This window comes from Pseudomonas sp. NFXW11 (assembly GCF_049887815.1).
In the GTDB taxonomy this organism is placed as follows: domain Bacteria; phylum Pseudomonadota; class Gammaproteobacteria; order Pseudomonadales; family Pseudomonadaceae; genus Aquipseudomonas.
In genome coordinates this window covers 107,470-125,590 of sequence record NZ_JAGEKI010000018.1, presented here as the reverse complement: position 1 = coordinate 125,590, position 18,121 = coordinate 107,470, and the positions used below count along the sequence as shown (strand labels likewise).

General features: G+C 66.0%; 5 protein-coding genes. 1 reads left to right on the top strand and 4 read right to left on the bottom strand.

Translation table 11 applies throughout. The features are described 5' to 3' along the window. The first annotated feature begins 93 nt into the window (after window positions 1-93). A complete protein-coding gene (locus J4P02_RS24570; RefSeq protein WP_426195160.1) occupies window positions 94-546 on the top strand; it encodes a hypothetical protein in 453 nt (150 codons plus the stop codon). A gap of 58 nt (window positions 547-604) precedes the next feature. Here the strand turns inward: J4P02_RS24570 and J4P02_RS24565 are convergent, their stop codons facing one another. From J4P02_RS24565 to gspE, 4 genes are all read right to left on the bottom strand, one after another. After that, a complete protein-coding gene (locus tag J4P02_RS24565) occupies window positions 605-13,123 on the bottom strand; it encodes a filamentous haemagglutinin family protein (protein ID WP_426195158.1) in 12,519 nt (4,172 codons plus the stop codon). A gap of 215 nt (window positions 13,124-13,338) precedes the next feature. Beyond that, entirely contained in the window at window positions 13,339-14,502 is a 1,164-nt protein-coding gene (locus J4P02_RS24560; RefSeq protein WP_426195156.1) for a substrate-binding domain-containing protein, read from the bottom strand. Window positions 14,503-14,988: 486 nt separating this feature from the next. Beyond that, window positions 14,989-16,200, bottom strand: a complete 1,212-nt coding sequence (gene gspF / locus J4P02_RS24555; protein ID WP_426195154.1) for a type II secretion system inner membrane protein GspF — start codon at window positions 16,198-16,200, stop codon at window positions 14,989-14,991. Continuing rightward, window positions 16,200-17,621, bottom strand: coding sequence for a type II secretion system ATPase GspE (gene gspE, locus J4P02_RS24550; RefSeq protein ID WP_426195151.1), 1,422 nt, complete (start codon window positions 17,619-17,621; stop codon window positions 16,200-16,202). The genes gspF and gspE overlap by 1 nt, the downstream gene beginning before the upstream one ends. Window positions 17,622-18,121: the final 500 nt, after the last annotated feature.

Sequence of the window (18,121 nt, the reverse complement as noted above, 5' to 3'; positions counted from 1 at the left end):
TCATCAGCCTGGCGCGCGACCTGGGATCAAGCCTTCACAAGACCCGGTCGCAATACGTTCCTCTGTGCATCCCCCGAGCAAGAGCAACGCGCCATGAAGAACACCGACCTTTGCCAGCTGATCCTCAGCGACCACCCGCGCATCGAAGCCGCCATCAGCACCGGCGCCGCCTGGGAGCTGTGGTTCCAGGTGGAATTCCTTATGCTGCTGCGCGCAGCGAAGGTGTCCGGCGCCCGCGAGGTGCCCTACCCGGCGCCGAACCAGGCCCTGCGCCTGGATATCCTGGCGCGGCACAACCTGGAGAACTACGCCATCGAACTCAAGGTGGAAAGCGCCACCAATGCCGGCAGCAAGCTGCTGGCCGAAACCCAGAAGGACATCCTCAAGCTGGCCAAGTACAGCGACCCGGTCAGCGCCCGCTGGGCCGTGGCCCTGGGTTACAGCGCGGCCGCCAAGCAGGCGCTGCAGGCCTTCACCGGCAACAACAAGGACAAGGTCATCTATCACCAGGCCGGGCCCATGGCCTGCATGATCAGCACCGTGTGAACCGGCATAAAAGGGGGCGATCAACGATCGCCCCCCTGTCTTGCCACCAGCAGTGAAGCTACAGAGTCAGCTGCTTGCGCTCCTCATCGGTCAGGCGCGCCCGCGCCTGTTCATTGAGGGGTCCGGCGCCCAGCACCTGCACTGGGCTGTCGGGGTTGTAGCCCGGTGCACGACTGGCCTCTTCCTGCTGGCGTTGCACCGGCTCGGAACCGAAGCTCAGCACTTCCACGGTAACGATCGAGGCCCGGCCCTGCTTGGCCGCCGCCTGCTGGTTGCGCGCGGCATCTTCGGCGGCCTGGGACGCCGCCGAACCGGCGGCGCTGGCCGAGGTCATGGCACCGGTATTGACCGTGGCGCTCACCGGCACCCCGGAGGACTTGCCCTGGGTCTGGATATTCGCCGCGTTGACCACCCGCAGCGCGGCGATATTGACGTTGCCCGAGACCCGGATCCCTGCCTCGCCGGCGTCGATGGTGCCCAAAGGCGCGATCAGGTCGATATCGCCGGCCGGCACCTCGGGAATCGGGTTGAGGGTGGCGATCCCCGCCCCGGTGCTGGGCACCGAAGGCGATAGGCTGACATTGCCCCAGGTGTCGTAGACCCGCTTGGGCGGGGTGTAGACCACGGTGGTCTTGGAACCGCGACCGGCGTTGATATCACCCGCCGCCGACCAGCCCATGATCGAGCCGCCGAAGGTGGTCATGATCCGACTCTGGCCCAGCAGGATGCTGCCCAGGGAATACAGCTGAATGTCCCCCGCGCCCTGGGTGATGATCCCCGCCGAGGCCGGTGGCGCCACGCCTTCGATGCCGAAGGTCTGGTTGCCGCCGGGGGTCAGCATCTGGATATTGCCGCCGAAGTTGGTGTGCACCCCGGCCCCGCCGAACAGGGTGATGTCGCCCTTGTAGGTGATCGGGTTGCCGGCCACGTCGGTGCTCGGGAACAGCGCGGCAATCGCCGCCCGGCCCCGGGTATAGCTGCCCTGGCGCACGCCGCCGTCCTGGTTGTACTCGCGGCCGGCGGCCTTGAGCTCGGCGAAATACACCTCACGGGCAAACACCCGCTGCTGCTCCGCCGGCAACGCCGCGTAGTAGGCCCGGGCCTGGTCGCTGTCACCTTTGAAACCGAAGCGCTCGGCCAGCCAGGCCAGCAGCTCGCCATCGTAGAGCTTGTAGACCTTGCCGCCGGCAAGGCTGGCCGGGTCCAGGTAGGCCTCGACAAAGCGCCGGTAATCCGGCCCGCTGGCACCCACCCCGGCCTGCATCACGATGCTTGCCCCGGGCCGGCTGTCCCCCGGCGCCACAGCGCCGATGCTGGTGACGCTGACCTTGTCCTCCATGAGGATATTGCGCCCCGCCGTCAGCTCCAGGGTGCCGGGGCCGGCAACCATGAAGTTGCTGTAGAGAATGTCGCGCCCGGCGCTGACGATGGAGATGTCGTTGGGATTGTTGTGCACGAACAGGTTGCCCTGCGAAGTCGACAAACTATTAGGGTCAAAGTCGACAACAAGCCGCCCACTGCCGACGATATCGCGTCCGGCCATCATCCATACCGGACGACTGCCTTCATACCAGGTCTGGCCGGGGTGCAACGATGCGCTGTTAAAGGCAATGCTCCGACCGCTGCTGACCCCCACCAGGTCTCCGCTCACTGCGTAGAACCGTGCCGGAGTCGCCCCTTGGCCAACGAGCCCGGCAACACTGCCGGAGCCAAAGGCAAACAATGGCAAGCTGGAAGTGGCCGAGTTGCCGTTGACCGACAGGTTGCTGGCCTCCACCGAACCGCCAATCCGACCGACAAAGGCCGGATGCCAGGGAGTGGCCATCGAACTGGCGGCGGAACCCGACTGGCTGACGATGAAACCGCCGGCATAGATCGAGTCCTGGGCCAGGAACTGCAACTGGCCATTGGCGCCTGGGGCCAGCAACAGCGGGAAGCGATAGTTGACGTCATCGCGCTGTGGCGCGGCGGCCTTGCCATAGTAAAGGCTGCCGCTGCCAGCCGTGGCGCGCAGTATCGAGGGATAGACCACCGCCAGGTCAGTTGCGCTGGAAGAGGTGGTGAAAGGTGTCAGGTTGCCGCCCAGGGCCAGCAGGTCGACAGCGGTGGTGTCGGTCCACAGGCTGAACCAGCTCTGCCCGCTGCCTTGCTGGGGGCCGCGGCTGAATGGCGCAGCGTTGAGCTGGCGGACCCGTCCCGGGTCCTCGACGTTCTGCACCACCAGATCACCCAAGGTTTGCAGGCGATAGGTGGCGTCCCCCGGCACCAGGGTCATGCCGCCCTGAGCCAGGGCGCGGGTCGCGCGCAAGGGATCGAATGCCCGGGTTTCGCTGGGGTTGTGATCGCTACTGGCAGCGCCATACAGCAAGTTGATGCTGCCTTGTGAGGCGCTCTGCAGCTCGGTGCTGCCACGTAAGTTGACCAGCATGCCGCCCAGATGATCGTTGCTCGGTTCGGCGAGCGGGTTCAGGGCCCCGGCAATACGCACCTGCAAATCACCGCCACCGGTCAATTGCAAGCTGCCATCGCGGGCCACGCGTCCGGTACTGCCCACCGCCAGCACCAGGCCCTGGCTGCGGGGTCCCATGCTGGTGGTGCTGGTCGAACGGCTCAGAACCCCAGCGTCACCCGCGACATTGAGCTGCAGATTGCCACCGCCCAAGGTGCCGAACCCGGTAAAGCCCACCATCCGGTCGGCAGCGCCCGCCGCCGTGTAGGTACCGAAATTGATCCACCATGCCGTGGGCTGGGCCGAGCCGCCAGTGGCGACATCGGCACTGCCCTGGCGCCACAGCCAGCTGCCCACTTCGGCCGAGTCGAGGCCGTCGTCCTTGGGGTTGGGCCAGGCCAGGCTATTGCCCGCCACGCCGGTGATATTGCCGGTCAGGTTGCCGCCGACATCGATCCGCAGGTTGCCCCCGCCTTCCGGGTACCAGGCGCGGTACAGGCTGGTGCTGCTGCCATTGACGAACTGCTCGAAGTAGCTGCCCGGGTCGTTGAGCACCTTACTGCCAGCGCCCAGGTTCCGCGGTTGGTTGTAAGGGTCGGCAGCGGAGGTGGCGGTGGATGAAGTACCGGCGGTATAGACCCCGTACAGCGAATCCATGCTCAGGTTACCGGCGCTCAGCAGCTGCAGGTCGCCGGTGCCGGTGCGAATCACACTGAAGCGCGTGCTCGAAGGGGTTGCCGCGTACTCCTTGTCAGCCATGGCCGCGCAATAGGTCGGGTTTTCCGAACAGAACTGGTTGACGGAGGTTTGCCCCATATCAATCAGGAACTGCTCGTTGATCGCCTCGCCGGCCTTGACCACGATGCCGGCCCCGGCCAGGTCGTCCACGGCCTGCTGGGTCCAGGCATAGCTGGCCTTGATGGCGCAGTAGGTCGGGTTGTCCGAACAGAACTGATCGATGGAGGTTTGCCCCAGTTTAATCAGCAACTGCTCATCGATCGGGTCCCCGGCTTTGACCACAATGTCGGACCCGGCCAGTTCATCCGCCGCTTGCTGGGTCCAGATGCGCACGCTCTTGGACGGCATTTCCTTGGCGAACATCCCGTAGTGACTGTCCGCCAGATGCAGGTCGCCGCTGCGCGGGTTGGCCTGCAGGATGCGGCTGTCAGCGGCCTGGGTATCGGCCCCGGCCACCAGGCGCAGGGACCAGGACTGCGAACCTTCGGCGAGCATCGGTGCAATGGCCCAGAGCTGGTTGCTGCGTCCGACCTCTTCCGGCCGCAGTTGCACCGACGCGACGCCCCCCGGCAGCTTGACGTCGGTGCCGGCGGGAATCAGCCCGCCCTTGGGCAGCGGCTTGCTGCCGTCGAGCATCACCAGGTTGTTGTTGGCAGTGGCGTTATGCACCTGGGGCAGCGGCACGCCCTTGGGCCAGGTCATGGAGCGCAACCGGGTCCCCTGTGTCAGCAGCGTTCCGGCCTCCAGGCGGGTGCCGGCGACCAGGGTCTGGGCCTCGCCGAGCAAGGTGCCGGCGGCGAACAACAGGTTGCCCGAGGCATCGCGAATCGCCGCCGCCAATACCGTTCCCGCCGGCAGCACCAGGGTCTGGTCCAGGGTCGCGGTAACCGGCAGGCGCGTGCCCGCGGCCACGCTCAGGCCCTTGATCGGCAGGTCGTAGTTGAGGGTGCTGCCCGCCGGGAAGGCAGTGCCGTCGGCCAGGGTCACGCCGTTGCCCGGCACGATAATTGTGCCGCCGGTAAAGTCCACACCCGGCAGCAACACCCAGCCCTTGTCATCCACGGTGGGTGGCGGTGGGGCGAAGCCGTCGTTGATGCTGCCGTAGATATTCAGGTCGCCACCGGCACGCAGGGTCAGGCTGCCGACCTCGCCGGAGCCATATACCGAGGTTTTCTGGCTATGGGGATTGAGGCTGGCGTAGCGATAGCCGGACAGGTCCAGGTCGCCCTGCACCACCAGGTCGCCGTCTGCGGTCTTGCTGACAATCTCCACGCCGGGACGCAGGTGCAAGGCGTCGGCGTAGGTGGCGTTGTTCAAGCCGGCCAGCTTGTTCTGCAGCAGGTCGTTGTTCTGCAGCGCAGCATTGATGAACGCCGTGCTCAGGTCATGCTTCTTCTTCAGATAGTCCTGGGTGATTTCCTGATACGGCCGGCCACTGGCGGTGCTGTCATTTTTCAGTGGTGCATCGTCGTAGCTGATCATGCCGTTGACCGCGATCGAACGGGCGCCCTGGATATTCAAGCGGCCATGGGCATCGATATCGATATCGTTGCTGCTGCCGTCCGCCTGGACCAGCCGTGGTGCGTTCAACTCCAGGGTGCCGCGGCTGCGGCCATCGTTCTGCCCGGCGCCGCTGCCCAACACCACATCGGTGCCATGACGCAGGTCGATGCGTACGCCATCGGCCAGGGTCAGCCGGCCCTCGCCGGAGCCGAGTACCACGTTGGCGCGGTTGGGCGAGTCGATGATCTTGCCGTAGCTGTCTACCCGCAATTGGCGGCCATGGGCATCGAGCACGGCGCTGCTGTCCAGGGTCAGGCCATGCTTGGCCGCCAGGTTGATGCTGCCGACCCGCTCGCCGCTGGCGTCCACCAGGCCATTGACTCGCAGGCTGCCATTGTCCAGGGAGACGTTGACGCTGTTGGCCTTGACTCCGTTGCCGAGGGTCAAGTCGCCCTGCTTGAGCTGGAAGCTGCGCGCGCCGTACACCTGGCCCTGGTTCAGGCGCTGGTTGAGGGCGGCGAACTGCTCGTCCAGGGTGCCGCTGGCGCCCAGGCGCTGGGCCTGGATCTCCACCGCGCCCCCCAGGTAAGGCACCCGGGTGCCGCCGGCATCGTAGTAGCCGCTGCTGGCGCCGAGGATCTTGCCCGCCAGCTCCACCAGCCCGGCGTTGCCGTCCACGGCCACCGCCCGCAGCTTGCCGGCCTGATTGTTATTGGCCGACAGATCGATGCTCGACCCAGCCGCCTGCAGCACATTGCCGGCGCGGCTCTGCAACAGCACCTCGCCACCGCTGCCGTAGCGGGTCAGGTCGTTGAAGACCATGGCGCGGCCCGCCACATCGATCAGCGCGGCATCGGTCAGTACCACATCACCGCGGGCCTCCAGGGTCACCTTGCCGCTGGGCAGCACCACTGCGCTGGCCAGGCGAATGCTGTCGCCCTGCAGGGACAGTTCCGCGCCATAGCCCTTGGTCTCGCCACGGGGGCCGGCGGTGGCGCTGATATCGATGGCGCCACCGGCGCTGATGCGGTTCACCGAACCGGCCTCGCCGGTCAGCAGCGGGCTGCGGATATTCAGGTTGCCGCCGCTGTAGGCGAAGCCCTTGAGCGGGTCATAGGCGCCCTGGCTCTGGTACACCGAAAGGCTGCCCTTGTGGTTGGCGGTGATGCGCTGGCTGGCATTCAGGTTGACGTTGGCAAAGCCCAGGGCCAGGCGATCGAAACTCTTGGTGGTGCTGGGCTGGGCGAAGGCGCCGTAGCCGAATTCGATACGCTCGGCGTTGATCTCCAGGCGTCCGCTGCCAGTGCCGGCACCACCAGCCACCACCGCCCCGGCCGGGGTTGTCGCGCCCTGCCAGATCAGGTTGGCGGTGTGGATGCTGGCCACGTCATTGGCGCCACCCGCGCCGTAGATCGCCGGGGTGGAGAGCATCAGGTTGTTCAGCAGCGACTTGCCGGTGACCAGATCGTAGGTGTCCAGGCTGGCGCTGCCGTAGAAGTTGAAGCCGTCCCGGGCCGAGAGTTGCAGGGTTTCAAGGGCCGGGGCGCCGAACTGGCTATCGCCGCGCAGCAGGCGCTCCAGCACCTGCTGGGTCAGGGTCATGCCGCCGGGCAGGCGATTGGCCGCAGCCGCGGCCGCCAGGGCCTCGGGGCTGCCGACGTTGATATTGTTCAGGCCCAGGTTCAAATGGCGGGTGCCGTAGCGCACCTGGTCGCCCAACTGGAATGCATTATCGGTCAGGGCGACGATGCTGCCGTCGGAGTACAGCGCGGTCTGCCCGCCGCAAGGAGCGCTGTTGCAGACCCCAAGTTTGATGCCGCCACTGGTTTGCCCGGCCGCTTGAGTCTTGCCGATCACATTGAGCAGGCCGTTGGACACGGCCAGCATATTGGCTACCTGATAGATGAAACCGTCACGGGCGTCATAGCTGGCTTTGCCGCGGCCCAGGGCATTGATCGAGGCGCCCTGCTCCAGGACGATCTCGCCGGTATTGCTCACCAGGAAGACTTCCGGCGCGGCCAGAACCACGCCTTCGCGCAAGGTGATGGACCCCCTGGGCGCATTGACGCCTTCGGCCAGGGTGATGTAATTGCCGCCCTGGCCGTACTTGACCACGGTCAACCCGCCCAGTAACAGGCGCGAGGCACCCAAGGCGTTGAGGCTCTCTGCATGCAGCGTGACACCGCCGAAGCCGCTGCTGGCTGGACGACCGGCGCTCACCACTTCGATGCCGCCGGCAGCCGTGTTGAGCAACGCCACCGTGCCGCCATAACCACCGACGGCGGCCTCGAAACGGCCAATACCCTGGAAGGAAAATGCGTCCGTGCCCGCCCCTGGCTTGAGCGCCAGCTTCAGGGTCTTGGCATCCACCGGCAGCAACGGCCGCGGCACCCCGAGCCTGGCGGCATCGGCCAGGGCGAACTGGGCGTAGCCGGTTTCGTTGTACTGGGAATAGCGGCGCAAGGTGTCGGCCGAGGTCAGGATCAACTGGTTGGCGATGCTGTTGCTGATCCCGGTATTGGCGATCGACAGGCGTCCGGCAGTGGACCAGGAGCCATTGCGCAACTGCTGGGTCGCAGCTTCGCTGCCCTGCCCGGCCAGCCCGTTGATCTCCACGCGGAAGGCTCCGGGCAGCAGTGCGTAGGTGGACGGCATCAAGGTATAGGTGCCCGCCGCCAGCCCCGGCACCCCGGTGCCTATAGTGATCTGCTGGCCGATCAGCGGGTCCACTGCGCCCCCCTCGGGCGCCACCGGCGCGTAATCCGGCTGCCCTCCGGGAACAATGGCGTAGATCGGGTTGGTGGCCAGGCCCGGCAGGACCAAACCACCGTTGGTGCCGATCTGCACCAACGGGTTGTAGCGAGCATCGGTGGAACCGCCACGCCCGGAGATAAAACCCGCCCCCAGCAGTTCGCCGCCGCCGGACAGGTCCAGGGTGGCCTCGGGCAGTACCTTCACCGACTTGCCGCCAAGGATCACCCCGACGCTCAGGTCGCTGTTTTCATTCACTATTGCGCCCTGGCCAAGGAAGGCCACGGTCTTGCCATTGTATTTGTAGACCTGGCCATCGACGGTGCCACCATAGGGCAGCACCAGGCCCTTGCCACTCACCGAAGTCAGGCTGCCAGGCAGCAACTCGACCTTGCTGCCCCCCAGATTACCGATCTCGATCAGACCCAGGGGCGCGCGCAGCACCCCGCCCTGCTTGATGGTGGCGGCCCCCAGTTGCAGGCGGCCGAAGGCCGAGTAAGGCACCGCCGTTTCAGTAGTGCCGGTGCGGCCGATGGTCAGAGTCCGCGCTGGAGCAAAATCAAGGTCGATGCCGGGGAGATTGCCCAGATAGCCGGCAATCACCCGGGCCCCGACCTCGGTGCCCGGGTACAACTGCGCCGCCCGCAGGGTCATGTCACCCTGGGTCAGCAACTGGGTGCTGATGCCCTGGGCGATCACATTGGTGCCGGGCCCAGCCAGGAAGCGCAAATCGCCCTGGCTGATCAACTGCACATCATCAAACCCTCGGCGCTCGACCACCACCAGGCTGTTGGCGGCCTGGGGCAGGTTGCCCTTGCTGCCGAACACCACATTGCCGCGTACATCGATCAGGTTGCCGCTGGCATTGAACTGCGCCTGGGTGGCCCGTTGCGACGGCGTGCCGGTGGACACTGGGCGCACGTACTGATCCTTGGACTCCAGGGGCGCGAGGATGCCTGCCAGCAGCAGATAAGGCGCCGACAGGTTGACCCGGGTATTGGCCGCGGCGCTGTCACTGAGGCTCAGCGCGCCGCTGTACAGGCGCAGGCTCTGGCCCATGTTCAGCGCGATATCGCCATCGAAGCTCAGCAAGCCGTTGCTCAGCAGCGCCAGGTTGTCGAAACCGCCGGCCTTGACCTGATCCACCCCGAGGCGGCCATGGCCGTATTCCAGGCTGGCAGCCGCGGCCTCGGCACTGCCCGGCAGCGTGCTGCCCTGGTGCACCTGGCTGAGCACCAGCTCCCGAGCCTTGAGCACCCGATCGCTGACGGCGTTCTTGATGTAGTAGGGGCTTTCCAGGGCCAGGGACAAGGTCCCCCCCGCCGCGCCCGCGCCACCAGCCCGGGCGACGAAACTGCCATCCAGGTACAGCCCATTGTTGGAAGCGAAGCTGATGCTGCCGCCATTGCTGGCCACCTGAACTCGCCCCTGGCCGGGAATATCCAGGGCTGCCTGGGTGCCTGAAGCATCCAGGCGGGCACCATCACGCACCACCACGAACAGATCGCTGGCCTTGGCGATACCGCTGGCCAGGTCGATCTCGCCACCGATGCTGATCTTGCCGCCATTGCGCACCTGGCCATAGTTGCGCCCACGGTTGTCCACGGCGCTCACCGCCCGGGCCGCAACATCGATCAGCGCCTGCTCACCGACCCAGATCGAACGCCCGTGGCCGGCGGCATTGGCCGCTTCCGAACTGGCCACCGTCAGGCCGCCAAGGCTGACGCTGCCGCCCCAGGCATTGAGGGTGCCGTTCATGGTCAGCTGGCCAACGCTGCGCAGGCTGATCCCCTGCCCCGGGTCGACATTGATCACCGCGCCCTGGCCCACGGTCAGCGCGGTGCTGGCCAATTGTGCAACGGTGGAATACTGGTTGCCGGCGGTCAGGGTCAACCCGGCGCCACGGCGCTGGGTCAGCACGCCCTTGGCTGCATCCTGCTGATAGAGGTCCGGCTGCCAGGTTTCCAGCACGCTGTCCGCAGCGCTGCCAGTGGCGGCATTGCCGGCCTGGGCGCCGAAGCGGTAGACCGGCATGGTCACATCGACCTGGGCGCCATCGGCCACCTTCAGCCCTTGGTTGCCGGTGATGTCGTAGGCGGCAAAACCCTTGTTGAAGAAATCCCCCGCCAGTTGCAGGGTGCCGGCCTCGGGCGCGCCATTGCTGGCGCCAATCAGCACCTTGTGCGCCTGCAGGGCCAGGGTGCCGCCGCCATTCACCCCATAGCCGCGCAGTTGGCCATTGAGGTCGAGCCGGCCATCGGCGCCGAGCGTCGCGTCGCCGCCCTTGCCGCCACTGGCCTTGCCGTCGTAGCCGATGCTGGCGCCGGAGCTGACATCCACCAGGCTGCCGCTGGCCAGATTCAGATCGCCGCTGCTGCGCAACGACACCTTGCCGCCATTGATAAAGGCCAGGCCGCTGTTGTCCTGAGGAGCGAGCGCCAGGTTGCTCCAATGCCCGGAAGCGTCCAGGCGTACCCCGCTGGCCACATCGACCCGGGCCGATACGCCGCCGGGGGCGAGAATCACGTCGCCGACCGCAAAGTTGCGGTTCACATCCACCTGCTTCAACACGTTGCCGGCATTGATGCTGCCGCCATGGGCCGTGAGGTTGGCGTTGAGCTTGACCTGGGGCCCGAACAGGGTGATATCGCCGCCGTCGGCCACTTGCAGCGCGCCATTGACCTGGATCTGCTGCTTGGCGCCAACCTTGATCGCCCCCAGCTGGAAGCCATTGAGTGTGTCGCTGTCCAGCACCAGCTGGCCCTGGCGGCTGGCCGGCAGGGCCGTGGTCAGGTCCAGGCCATCGGCGATCTTCTGCTGGTTGCCTTCGATCAGCACCTGATCGGTGACCGGGGCCAGCGCATAGCCCAGGGTGCCGCTGGTCTTGTTGTAGATCGGCGTGTAGCTGCCAATGATCAGCTGCGCCCGCTGGGCCGCGGCCTTGTGCGACTGCTGGTAGCCGTCGAGCTTGAGGTTGGGCGCCTGGGTCTGGCGATCGCCCTTGAACACCTCGCTGATCAACTGCCCTTCGAGCACCGCGTTGCCGGTGCCGATCACCAGCTTGCCGGCATCGCGGCCTACGGTATAACCGGCTTCGTAGCGCCGCTGCTGGGCGATCAGCGGGTTGTAGTAATAGTCGGTGCGGCCCCAGCGCGGGCTGCTGTCCACATAGCCCTTGTAGATACCGGTGTAGAGCAGGTCCCCCGGCGCCCGGGAGAGTTCATACAGGCGCCCGTCGGCGCCCTTGAGCCAGGTCTGCTGGATATAGCCGGCCTGCACATCGACGGTGCCGCCGGACAGGTTCAGTTGCGCGCCGGACTGGGTCACCACGTCCTTGCCGGTAAAGGTCAGGGTGCCGCCCTGGGCCATCCACTCTCCGACAGTGTGACCCTGGGTGCCCAGGTAGCCGCCCACTTCCAGCAGGCCGCCGGCGGTGTACCAGCGGTCGGTGGCGTAGCCATTGGTGCCGGCCGGAACGAAGATCAGCTCCCGCAGATCGACCCAGACATCGTTGTTGATCAGCTTGCCGCTGTCGCGGTTGCCCGCCGAATCGCGCTGTTCGTTGCCCTGGACATTGATCTTGATGTTGTTGGCTTCCATCGCCACCTTGACCCCAACGGCGCCGGATACATCGATCACCGCGCCGTCGCGCACCAGGCTGCGTTGCCCGGCGCTGACCGCCACCTGGCCGCCGGTGGCCAGGGTGATGGAGCCCTTTTGGAAATCCACGGTGCCGCCGCTGACGATCTCCACCCGCGACTGATCGATGCGGTCGGCAACGCTGCTGAGGTTGTTGAATTGGCCGGTGATCAGGTTGGTCGGGGTGCCGTCGAGGTTGATCAGGCCATTGTTGCGCTGGCTGTCCAGGGCGCTGCTGCCACTGCTGTCCAGCAGGATTGCGGTGGTGCTGCCCTGCCCCAGGGTCACGCTGCCGCTGCTGTCGCTGGCGGAGTTGAGCAAGTGGATGGTGCCGCGGGTGTCCACCGAGGTGCTGGCCAGGGCCACGCCGTTCTGCGCCACCTGGTGCCCGGTCAGGGTGATATCGCCACTGGAAGCCATGATCAGGCCACTGTTGCTGACCGTACCGGCGCTGCTGCCGGCCTTGAGCGAAGTGGCCACTTCATTGCCGCGGGTGGTGGAGCGCTGGTTGCCGTCGGTGCCCACACCGCGGCGGATATAGAAACTGTCACCGGCGGCCAGGGTGGTCTGGCCCCTGGCGGTGACTATGGTGCCGACGTTCTCCACCTCGGCCCCCAGCAGCAAGGCATAGCCGCCAGAGTCGGTGGACTTGGCCGGGGCGTGGGTCTGGATCAGTGCACCACGCTGCACCTGGACCTTGCCCAGGGCATCGGTAAAGGTTGGCTGGGTGCCGTTGGCGTCCACATAGAGGCCGCGCTGGGTGAACTGCTCGTCGCTGATGCTGGCCGCGGCCGCCACCAGGTTGCGCACATTGACCTGGCTGCTGCCGCTGAAGATCACCCCGTTGCGGTTCATGATCATCACCGTGCCGGCGCCCTGGATCTGGCCCTGGATCTCGCTCGGCCGAGCATTGGGGTCATTGACCCTGTTCAGCAGCGCCCAGTTGGACTGCTGCTGGAAATCCACCGTGGTGTTGCGCCCGACGTTGAAGGTTTCCCAGTTGAGGATGGCCTTGTCGGCGGTCTGTTCGATGGTCACCGTGGTCTTGCCGCCAGACTGGCTCTGCACCGGTCCCTTGGCGTTGAGCCAGCCCTGGGTCAGGCTGTTGTCCACCTTGAGCCCGCCCTGGCCAAGGCCGTCGGGAATGCTGCTGACGCTGCCGAAGGCCGCCTGGCGCGCCGCGGCCTGGGCCGCCTGCTGGGCAGCGATGGCCGCCACCGTGGAATTGAGATTGCCCAGGGAGCGCTGCAACTGCTGGTTGGCCCGGGTCTGCTGGGACAACGGCGGAATCCCCGGCACCTGGCCACTGGTGCGCGCCGCAGTGGCGGCCTGGGACGCACCCTTGTCGGCGAACCAGCCGGAACTGAACGCCGTGGCGCCATGGGCGCTGCCGGCCATCATCAGCAAGGCTATGGCATGGGCCAGGGGCTTGAGCCGCAGGATCGGCGCCTGAGGATCCAGGCCAGGGGTGTTAACCGGAGGTTTGCAGCGAACCATTACTACTCATCCTTTGTGATGACGCCCAGGGGTGCGCGACGCTGTAGGGCCCAGGGCGCGCGTCACTGCTTTAAGGGGTAAGGCCGTTGGCGCGAGGCGCGACCGAACGGATGTCACGGAAAATTCATCTTTCGGGTGTAGGCAGCCCAAAAACAAAAATCAGCAACGGTCGAAACCGTTGCTGATCCGGGTATTGCAGGTATCGGACGCTAGGGTTACAGCGGACGGCCGATGGCGTTGCAGACGCTGGTGTTACCAATGCTCAGACCGCTGGAAGCAGTGACGAACGAGTTACGTACTGCGGTTTTCCAGGCAGCTGGCAGCGGCACGAAGCGGTTGTTGTTGATGGCGGTGTCGTTGTTCGCCAGAGCACCGTAGTGACGGCTGAAGAAAGCCCGTACTTGCGAAGTCTGAGTGGCATCGGCGTAGCACTGGCTGAAGATCAGGTTGGTGAAACCGAGGATTGGGTAGCCGGTGGTTGGGTAAGGCACGACGCTTGGGTCGGTGGCGCTGGTGGTGGCAGCGAATACCGGCACCCAGTTGTTCGGCTTGTCCAGGTTGGCGCTAGGGACCGGCACGGCAGCGATGGCTGCCGAAACGTTGGCAGGAGCAGGCGAAACGCCGGCAACCTTGGCCACCTTGGTGGCGTCATCCAGGCCAGCCAGGGTAGGAGCGGCGTAGTCCGGGCTCATGTAGGTGATGCGACCTTCGTCAGCGTTCAGCGCGTCCATTACGCCTTGGCTGGTAACAGCGGCAACAGCGCCGGCAGGCAGGCCGCCCGAATAGCTGGAAGCGAAGTTGGTGGTTACGGCGAACTTGCCGGTTTCAGCGCACTTGGCGTTGAGGAAGCGGGTGAACAGCTCGGTGGTGCCGCTGCTTTCATTGCGGTAAACCACGGCGATGCCGCCGGTACGGCCCGAGCCTGCAATCTGGCTCCAGTCGTTCACACGGCCCGAGAACACTCCGCACAGGTCGTTGACGCTCAGGTCAACGGCAGCGGTGCCAGCCTTGTTGAATGGAATGGCAACCGAAGTGGCCACCGAAGGCACCTGGATCAGTGGACCCCAGGTAGCGTTGCGGGCAGTGGCGTAGTTGCTCAGCTCGGTGGAACTGAGCTTGGAGTCGCTACCGGCCCAGTGCACGTTCTTGCCGGTAGTGCCAGCCACGAACTTGGTGTAGTCGTTGTTCAGGAAGGCCGCCTTGCCGTTGCCGCTGCCTACGCCGATGTAGGGAGCGAAACCGGCGGTCAGTACGCCGGCGGTCTGGTACAGCGGTTGTGGCAGGGTGGCGCCACCGCCGTTGATATCAGCCATTGCTGCTTGTGCTACGCACAGGGCAGCCAGGGTCAGGGATGCCGCGAGAACATTGCGCTTAAACATGAAGAATCTCCTTTCGTCGTGTTCGTACGTTGGGTGAATAGCTCTTGCATGACGCCATGGCACTCGGGCCAGAAGCCTTGATCCAGAGGGCTTGATGGGTGAGGCCATGGGGAGAGAAGTTCGCAGCTTCCGGTGACAGATAAAGGAAAAAACCTCGGGAGAAAGCCGCTGTTTTTGCAAAAGATTCTCGGGTGTTTGTCACAGGTTTGCCGGCCTTTGCGGCGAAGGTGACAGCGAGGTTGCCAAGCCTGACGCCGGTATCGCCCTGCAGGCACCGAGAGTGGTGAAGACCGGGGCGCAAGATGACAGAACGAGGAACCCGAGGACGGCTGCCGTCAGGGTCGGGAGCGCGGGCGGCGGTAAAAAATTGTTCATGCCCTATGGCGAGGGAACTGCCTTTTGCGGGATCGGCCGGCACCCCGGCGGGAGCAAGCTCCCTCGCCACAAACAGCGCGGCGGTTGTGCAAGGCCGAATCCGTGTACGGCTCAGGTCACCAACTGGTTGATCTCGATGATCGGCAGCAGCACCGCCATGACGATCACCAGCACCACGCCGCCCATGATCACGATCATCAGCGGCTCCAGCAGTGCGGTCATGCCCATGGCTCGCCGCTCCAGGTCGCTGGACAGGGTTTGTGCCGCGCGTTCGAGCATCGGCGGCAGGGCCCCGGTCTTCTCGCCACTGGCGATCAGGTGGATCAGCAACGGCGGAAAGACCTTCTCCACCCGCAGCGCCGCCGCCAGGTTGGCGCCCTCGCGCACCTTGGCCGTGGCCTCGCTGACGCTCTGGCTCAGGCGCTCGTTGGACAGGGTCTGGCGCGCCGCTTCCAGGGCCCGCAGCAGAGGCACCCCGGCGCCGCCGAGAATTGCCAGGGTCGAGGCGAAACGCGCGGTATTCAGCCCCAGCACAAAGCGCCCGATCAGCGGCAGGCGCAGCACCCGGGCATGCCAGTTGAGCCGCGCCTGGGGGTTGCGCAGGTACAGCCGCCAACCCCAGAACCCGCCCAGCAGCCCGGCAAAGCACAGACCGCCCCAGGCACGGATGAAATCACTGGCGGCAAGCATCGCCAGGGTCAGCCCCGGCAAATCCTGGCGGGCCTGGGAAAAGGCGCTGACCACCTGGGGCACCACATAGCTCAAGAGGAAGATCACGATGCCGATTGACACCAGCCCCACCACCCCGGGGTAGATAAAGGCGGTGAGGATCTTGCCCCGCAGGCCGTTGCGCTCCTCGATATAGTCCGCCAGCCGCTCCATGACCTGGGCCAGGTCACCGGACTCCTCGCCGGCGGCGATCAGCGCCCGGTAGATCTCGGGAAAATCCCGTGGTCGCGCCGCCAGCGCCTCGGCCAGGCGCATGCCGCTGCGCACGTCGCTGCGTACCGCGCTCAGGGTCTGGGCGATATGCTTGCGTTCGGCCTGCTCCACCGTGGCGCTCAGCGCCGCCTCCAGCGGCAGGCTGGCCCCCAGCAAACTGGCCAGTTGGCGGGTGGCCCAGGCCAGGTCGTTGTCCGACAGCCGCGGGCTGAACAGCCCCCCTGCCCCATTGGCCCCCGGGCTGCTGTCGAGCTGCACCTGCAGCGCGGTCAGGCCACGGCTGCGCAGGCTGGCAAAGGCCGCGCCCTGGCTGTCGGCTTCCAGGTGTCCGGATTCGATCTTGCCCAGGGCGTCGGCGGCTTCGTAGCGATAGCGATTCATCAGGCGTCCCGTGTCACACGAAGGATTTCTTCCGGCGCGGTGGCGCCGCTGCGCACCCAGCGCTCGCCGTCCTCGCGCATGCTGAACATCCCGGCCCGGCGCGCTGCGGCACGCAGGGCCTGCTCCTCGGCGCCCTGGTGGATCAGGCTGCGGATATCGTCGTCGATGCAGAACAATTCATGAATCCCGGTACGGCCGCTGTAGCCGATGTGATTGCATGCCGGGCAACCCACTGGGCGCCAGGTGCCGGGGTTGGCCGGATCTTCCTCCTTGCACTGGTTGCACAACCGCCGCACCAGGCGCTGGGCCAGCACCCCGAGCATCGACGAGGCCAGCAGAAAGGGTTCGACGCCCATGTCGATCAGGCGGTTGACCGCCGACACCGCATCGTTGGTGTGCAGGGTGGCCAGCACCAGGTGCCCGGTGAGCGAGGCCTGCACCGCGATCTGCGCAGTTTCCAGGTCACGGATCTCGCCGATCATGATGATGTCCGGGTCCTGGCGCAGGATGGCCCGCAGGGCCAGGGCGAAGGTCATGTCGATCTTGGCATTGACCTGGATCTGGCTGATGCCCGGCAGGTCGTATTCCACCGGGTCCTCGACGGTGAGGATATTGCTGGTGCTGGCGTCGAGCCGGGCCAGGGCGGCGTAGAGGCTGGTGGTCTTGCCGCTGCCGGTGGGCCCGGTGACCAGGACGATGCCGTGGGGCTGGCGGATCAGGTTGTCGAGCAGCGCCAGCAGGTCCGGGTCCATGCCCAGGGTTTCCAGTTGCAGGCGCCCGGCCTGCTTGTCCAAGAGGCGCATCACCACCCGCTCGCCATGCCCGGTGGGCACGGTGGACACGCGGATATCGATGGGCCGCCCGGCCACCCGCAGGGCGATGCGGCCGTCCTGGGGCAGGCGTTTTTCGGCGATATCCAGCTGGGCCATGATCTTGATCCGCGACACCAGGGCGCCGTGCAGCGCCTTGCGCGGCGAGACCACGTCGCGCAGGGTGCCGTCGACCCGGTAGCGCACCACCGAGTGGGTTTCGAAGGGTTCGATATGGATATCGCTGGCCTCGTCCCGCGCGGCCTGGGTGAGCAAGGCGTTGATCATGCGGATCACCGGGGCGCCGTCCTGGGTGTCCAGCAGGTCGGTGATTTCCGGCATGTCCTGCATCAGTCGGTCGAGGTCCACTTCGTTCTCCGCGGCGCCGACCACGGCGGCGGCGCTGCCGGTGTCGGCGTAGGCGGTGGCCAGCAGGCCGTCGAGCTCGTCGTCGCGGATGCGCTGCAGGCGTGCCGGGCCGAACTGGCGGCGGGCTTCGCTGATGGACCAGCCGGGGGTCGAGGGGCACACCAGCAGGGTGGCGCCCTCCTCGCTGTGGCGCAGGAGAATGCGTTGGGATTTGGCCCAGGCGTAGGGGAGCTGGGTGGTCATTGCGGTGTCTCCTGACGGTTTCGCCCTTGAGGACGGTGTGCATATCCGTTGCCGCGGGTGTGGCGGCTATTGGTTTCGCTTTTACAGCGAGGGATTGCGTACATATCCGTTGTCGCAGTTGTTGCGGCTATTGGTTTCGCTTTTACAGCGAGTCCCTTTTGTCAGTCGACACAAAAGGAACCAAAAGGTCTTGCCCCTCCACTCGGTGCCTCGCCTAGGCTCGGCATGCCCGCACTCCGGCATTGATCCGTGGGCCGCCGCAATGGGCCATCCTTGGCCCAGTGCGGCTAACCCGGCGTCCTGCCGGGTTACCCACGGATCAATGCCTGCGTTCGGCCATCGTGGTTAACGGGGCCGGTTAGATCAAAATCAAGATCAAAAACCAGAGCCAGAGCCAGAGCAAACTTTGGCCTGGCGGCCTCGTCCTCCTGTAGGAGCGGGCTTGCCCGCGAAGGCGTCGGCCGGGGCGATGCATGACTTACGGGCCCCTTCGCCGGCAA

Bases quoted from the DNA above. Each gene is read 5' to 3' on its own strand.
- gspE (WP_426195151.1), bottom strand. From the start codon at position 17,621: ATGACCACCCAGCTCCCCTACGCCTGGGCCAAATCCCAACGCATTCTC.
- J4P02_RS24565 (WP_426195158.1), bottom strand. From the start codon at position 13,123: ATGGTTCGCTGCAAACCTCCGGTTAACACCCCTGGCCTGGATCCTCAG.
- J4P02_RS24560 (WP_426195156.1), bottom strand. From the start codon at position 14,502: ATGTTTAAGCGCAATGTTCTCGCGGCATCCCTGACCCTGGCTGCCCTG.
- J4P02_RS24570 (WP_426195160.1), top strand. From the start codon at position 94: ATGAAGAACACCGACCTTTGCCAGCTGATCCTCAGCGACCACCCGCGC.
- gspF (WP_426195154.1), bottom strand. From the start codon at position 16,200: ATGAATCGCTATCGCTACGAAGCCGCCGACGCCCTGGGCAAGATCGAA.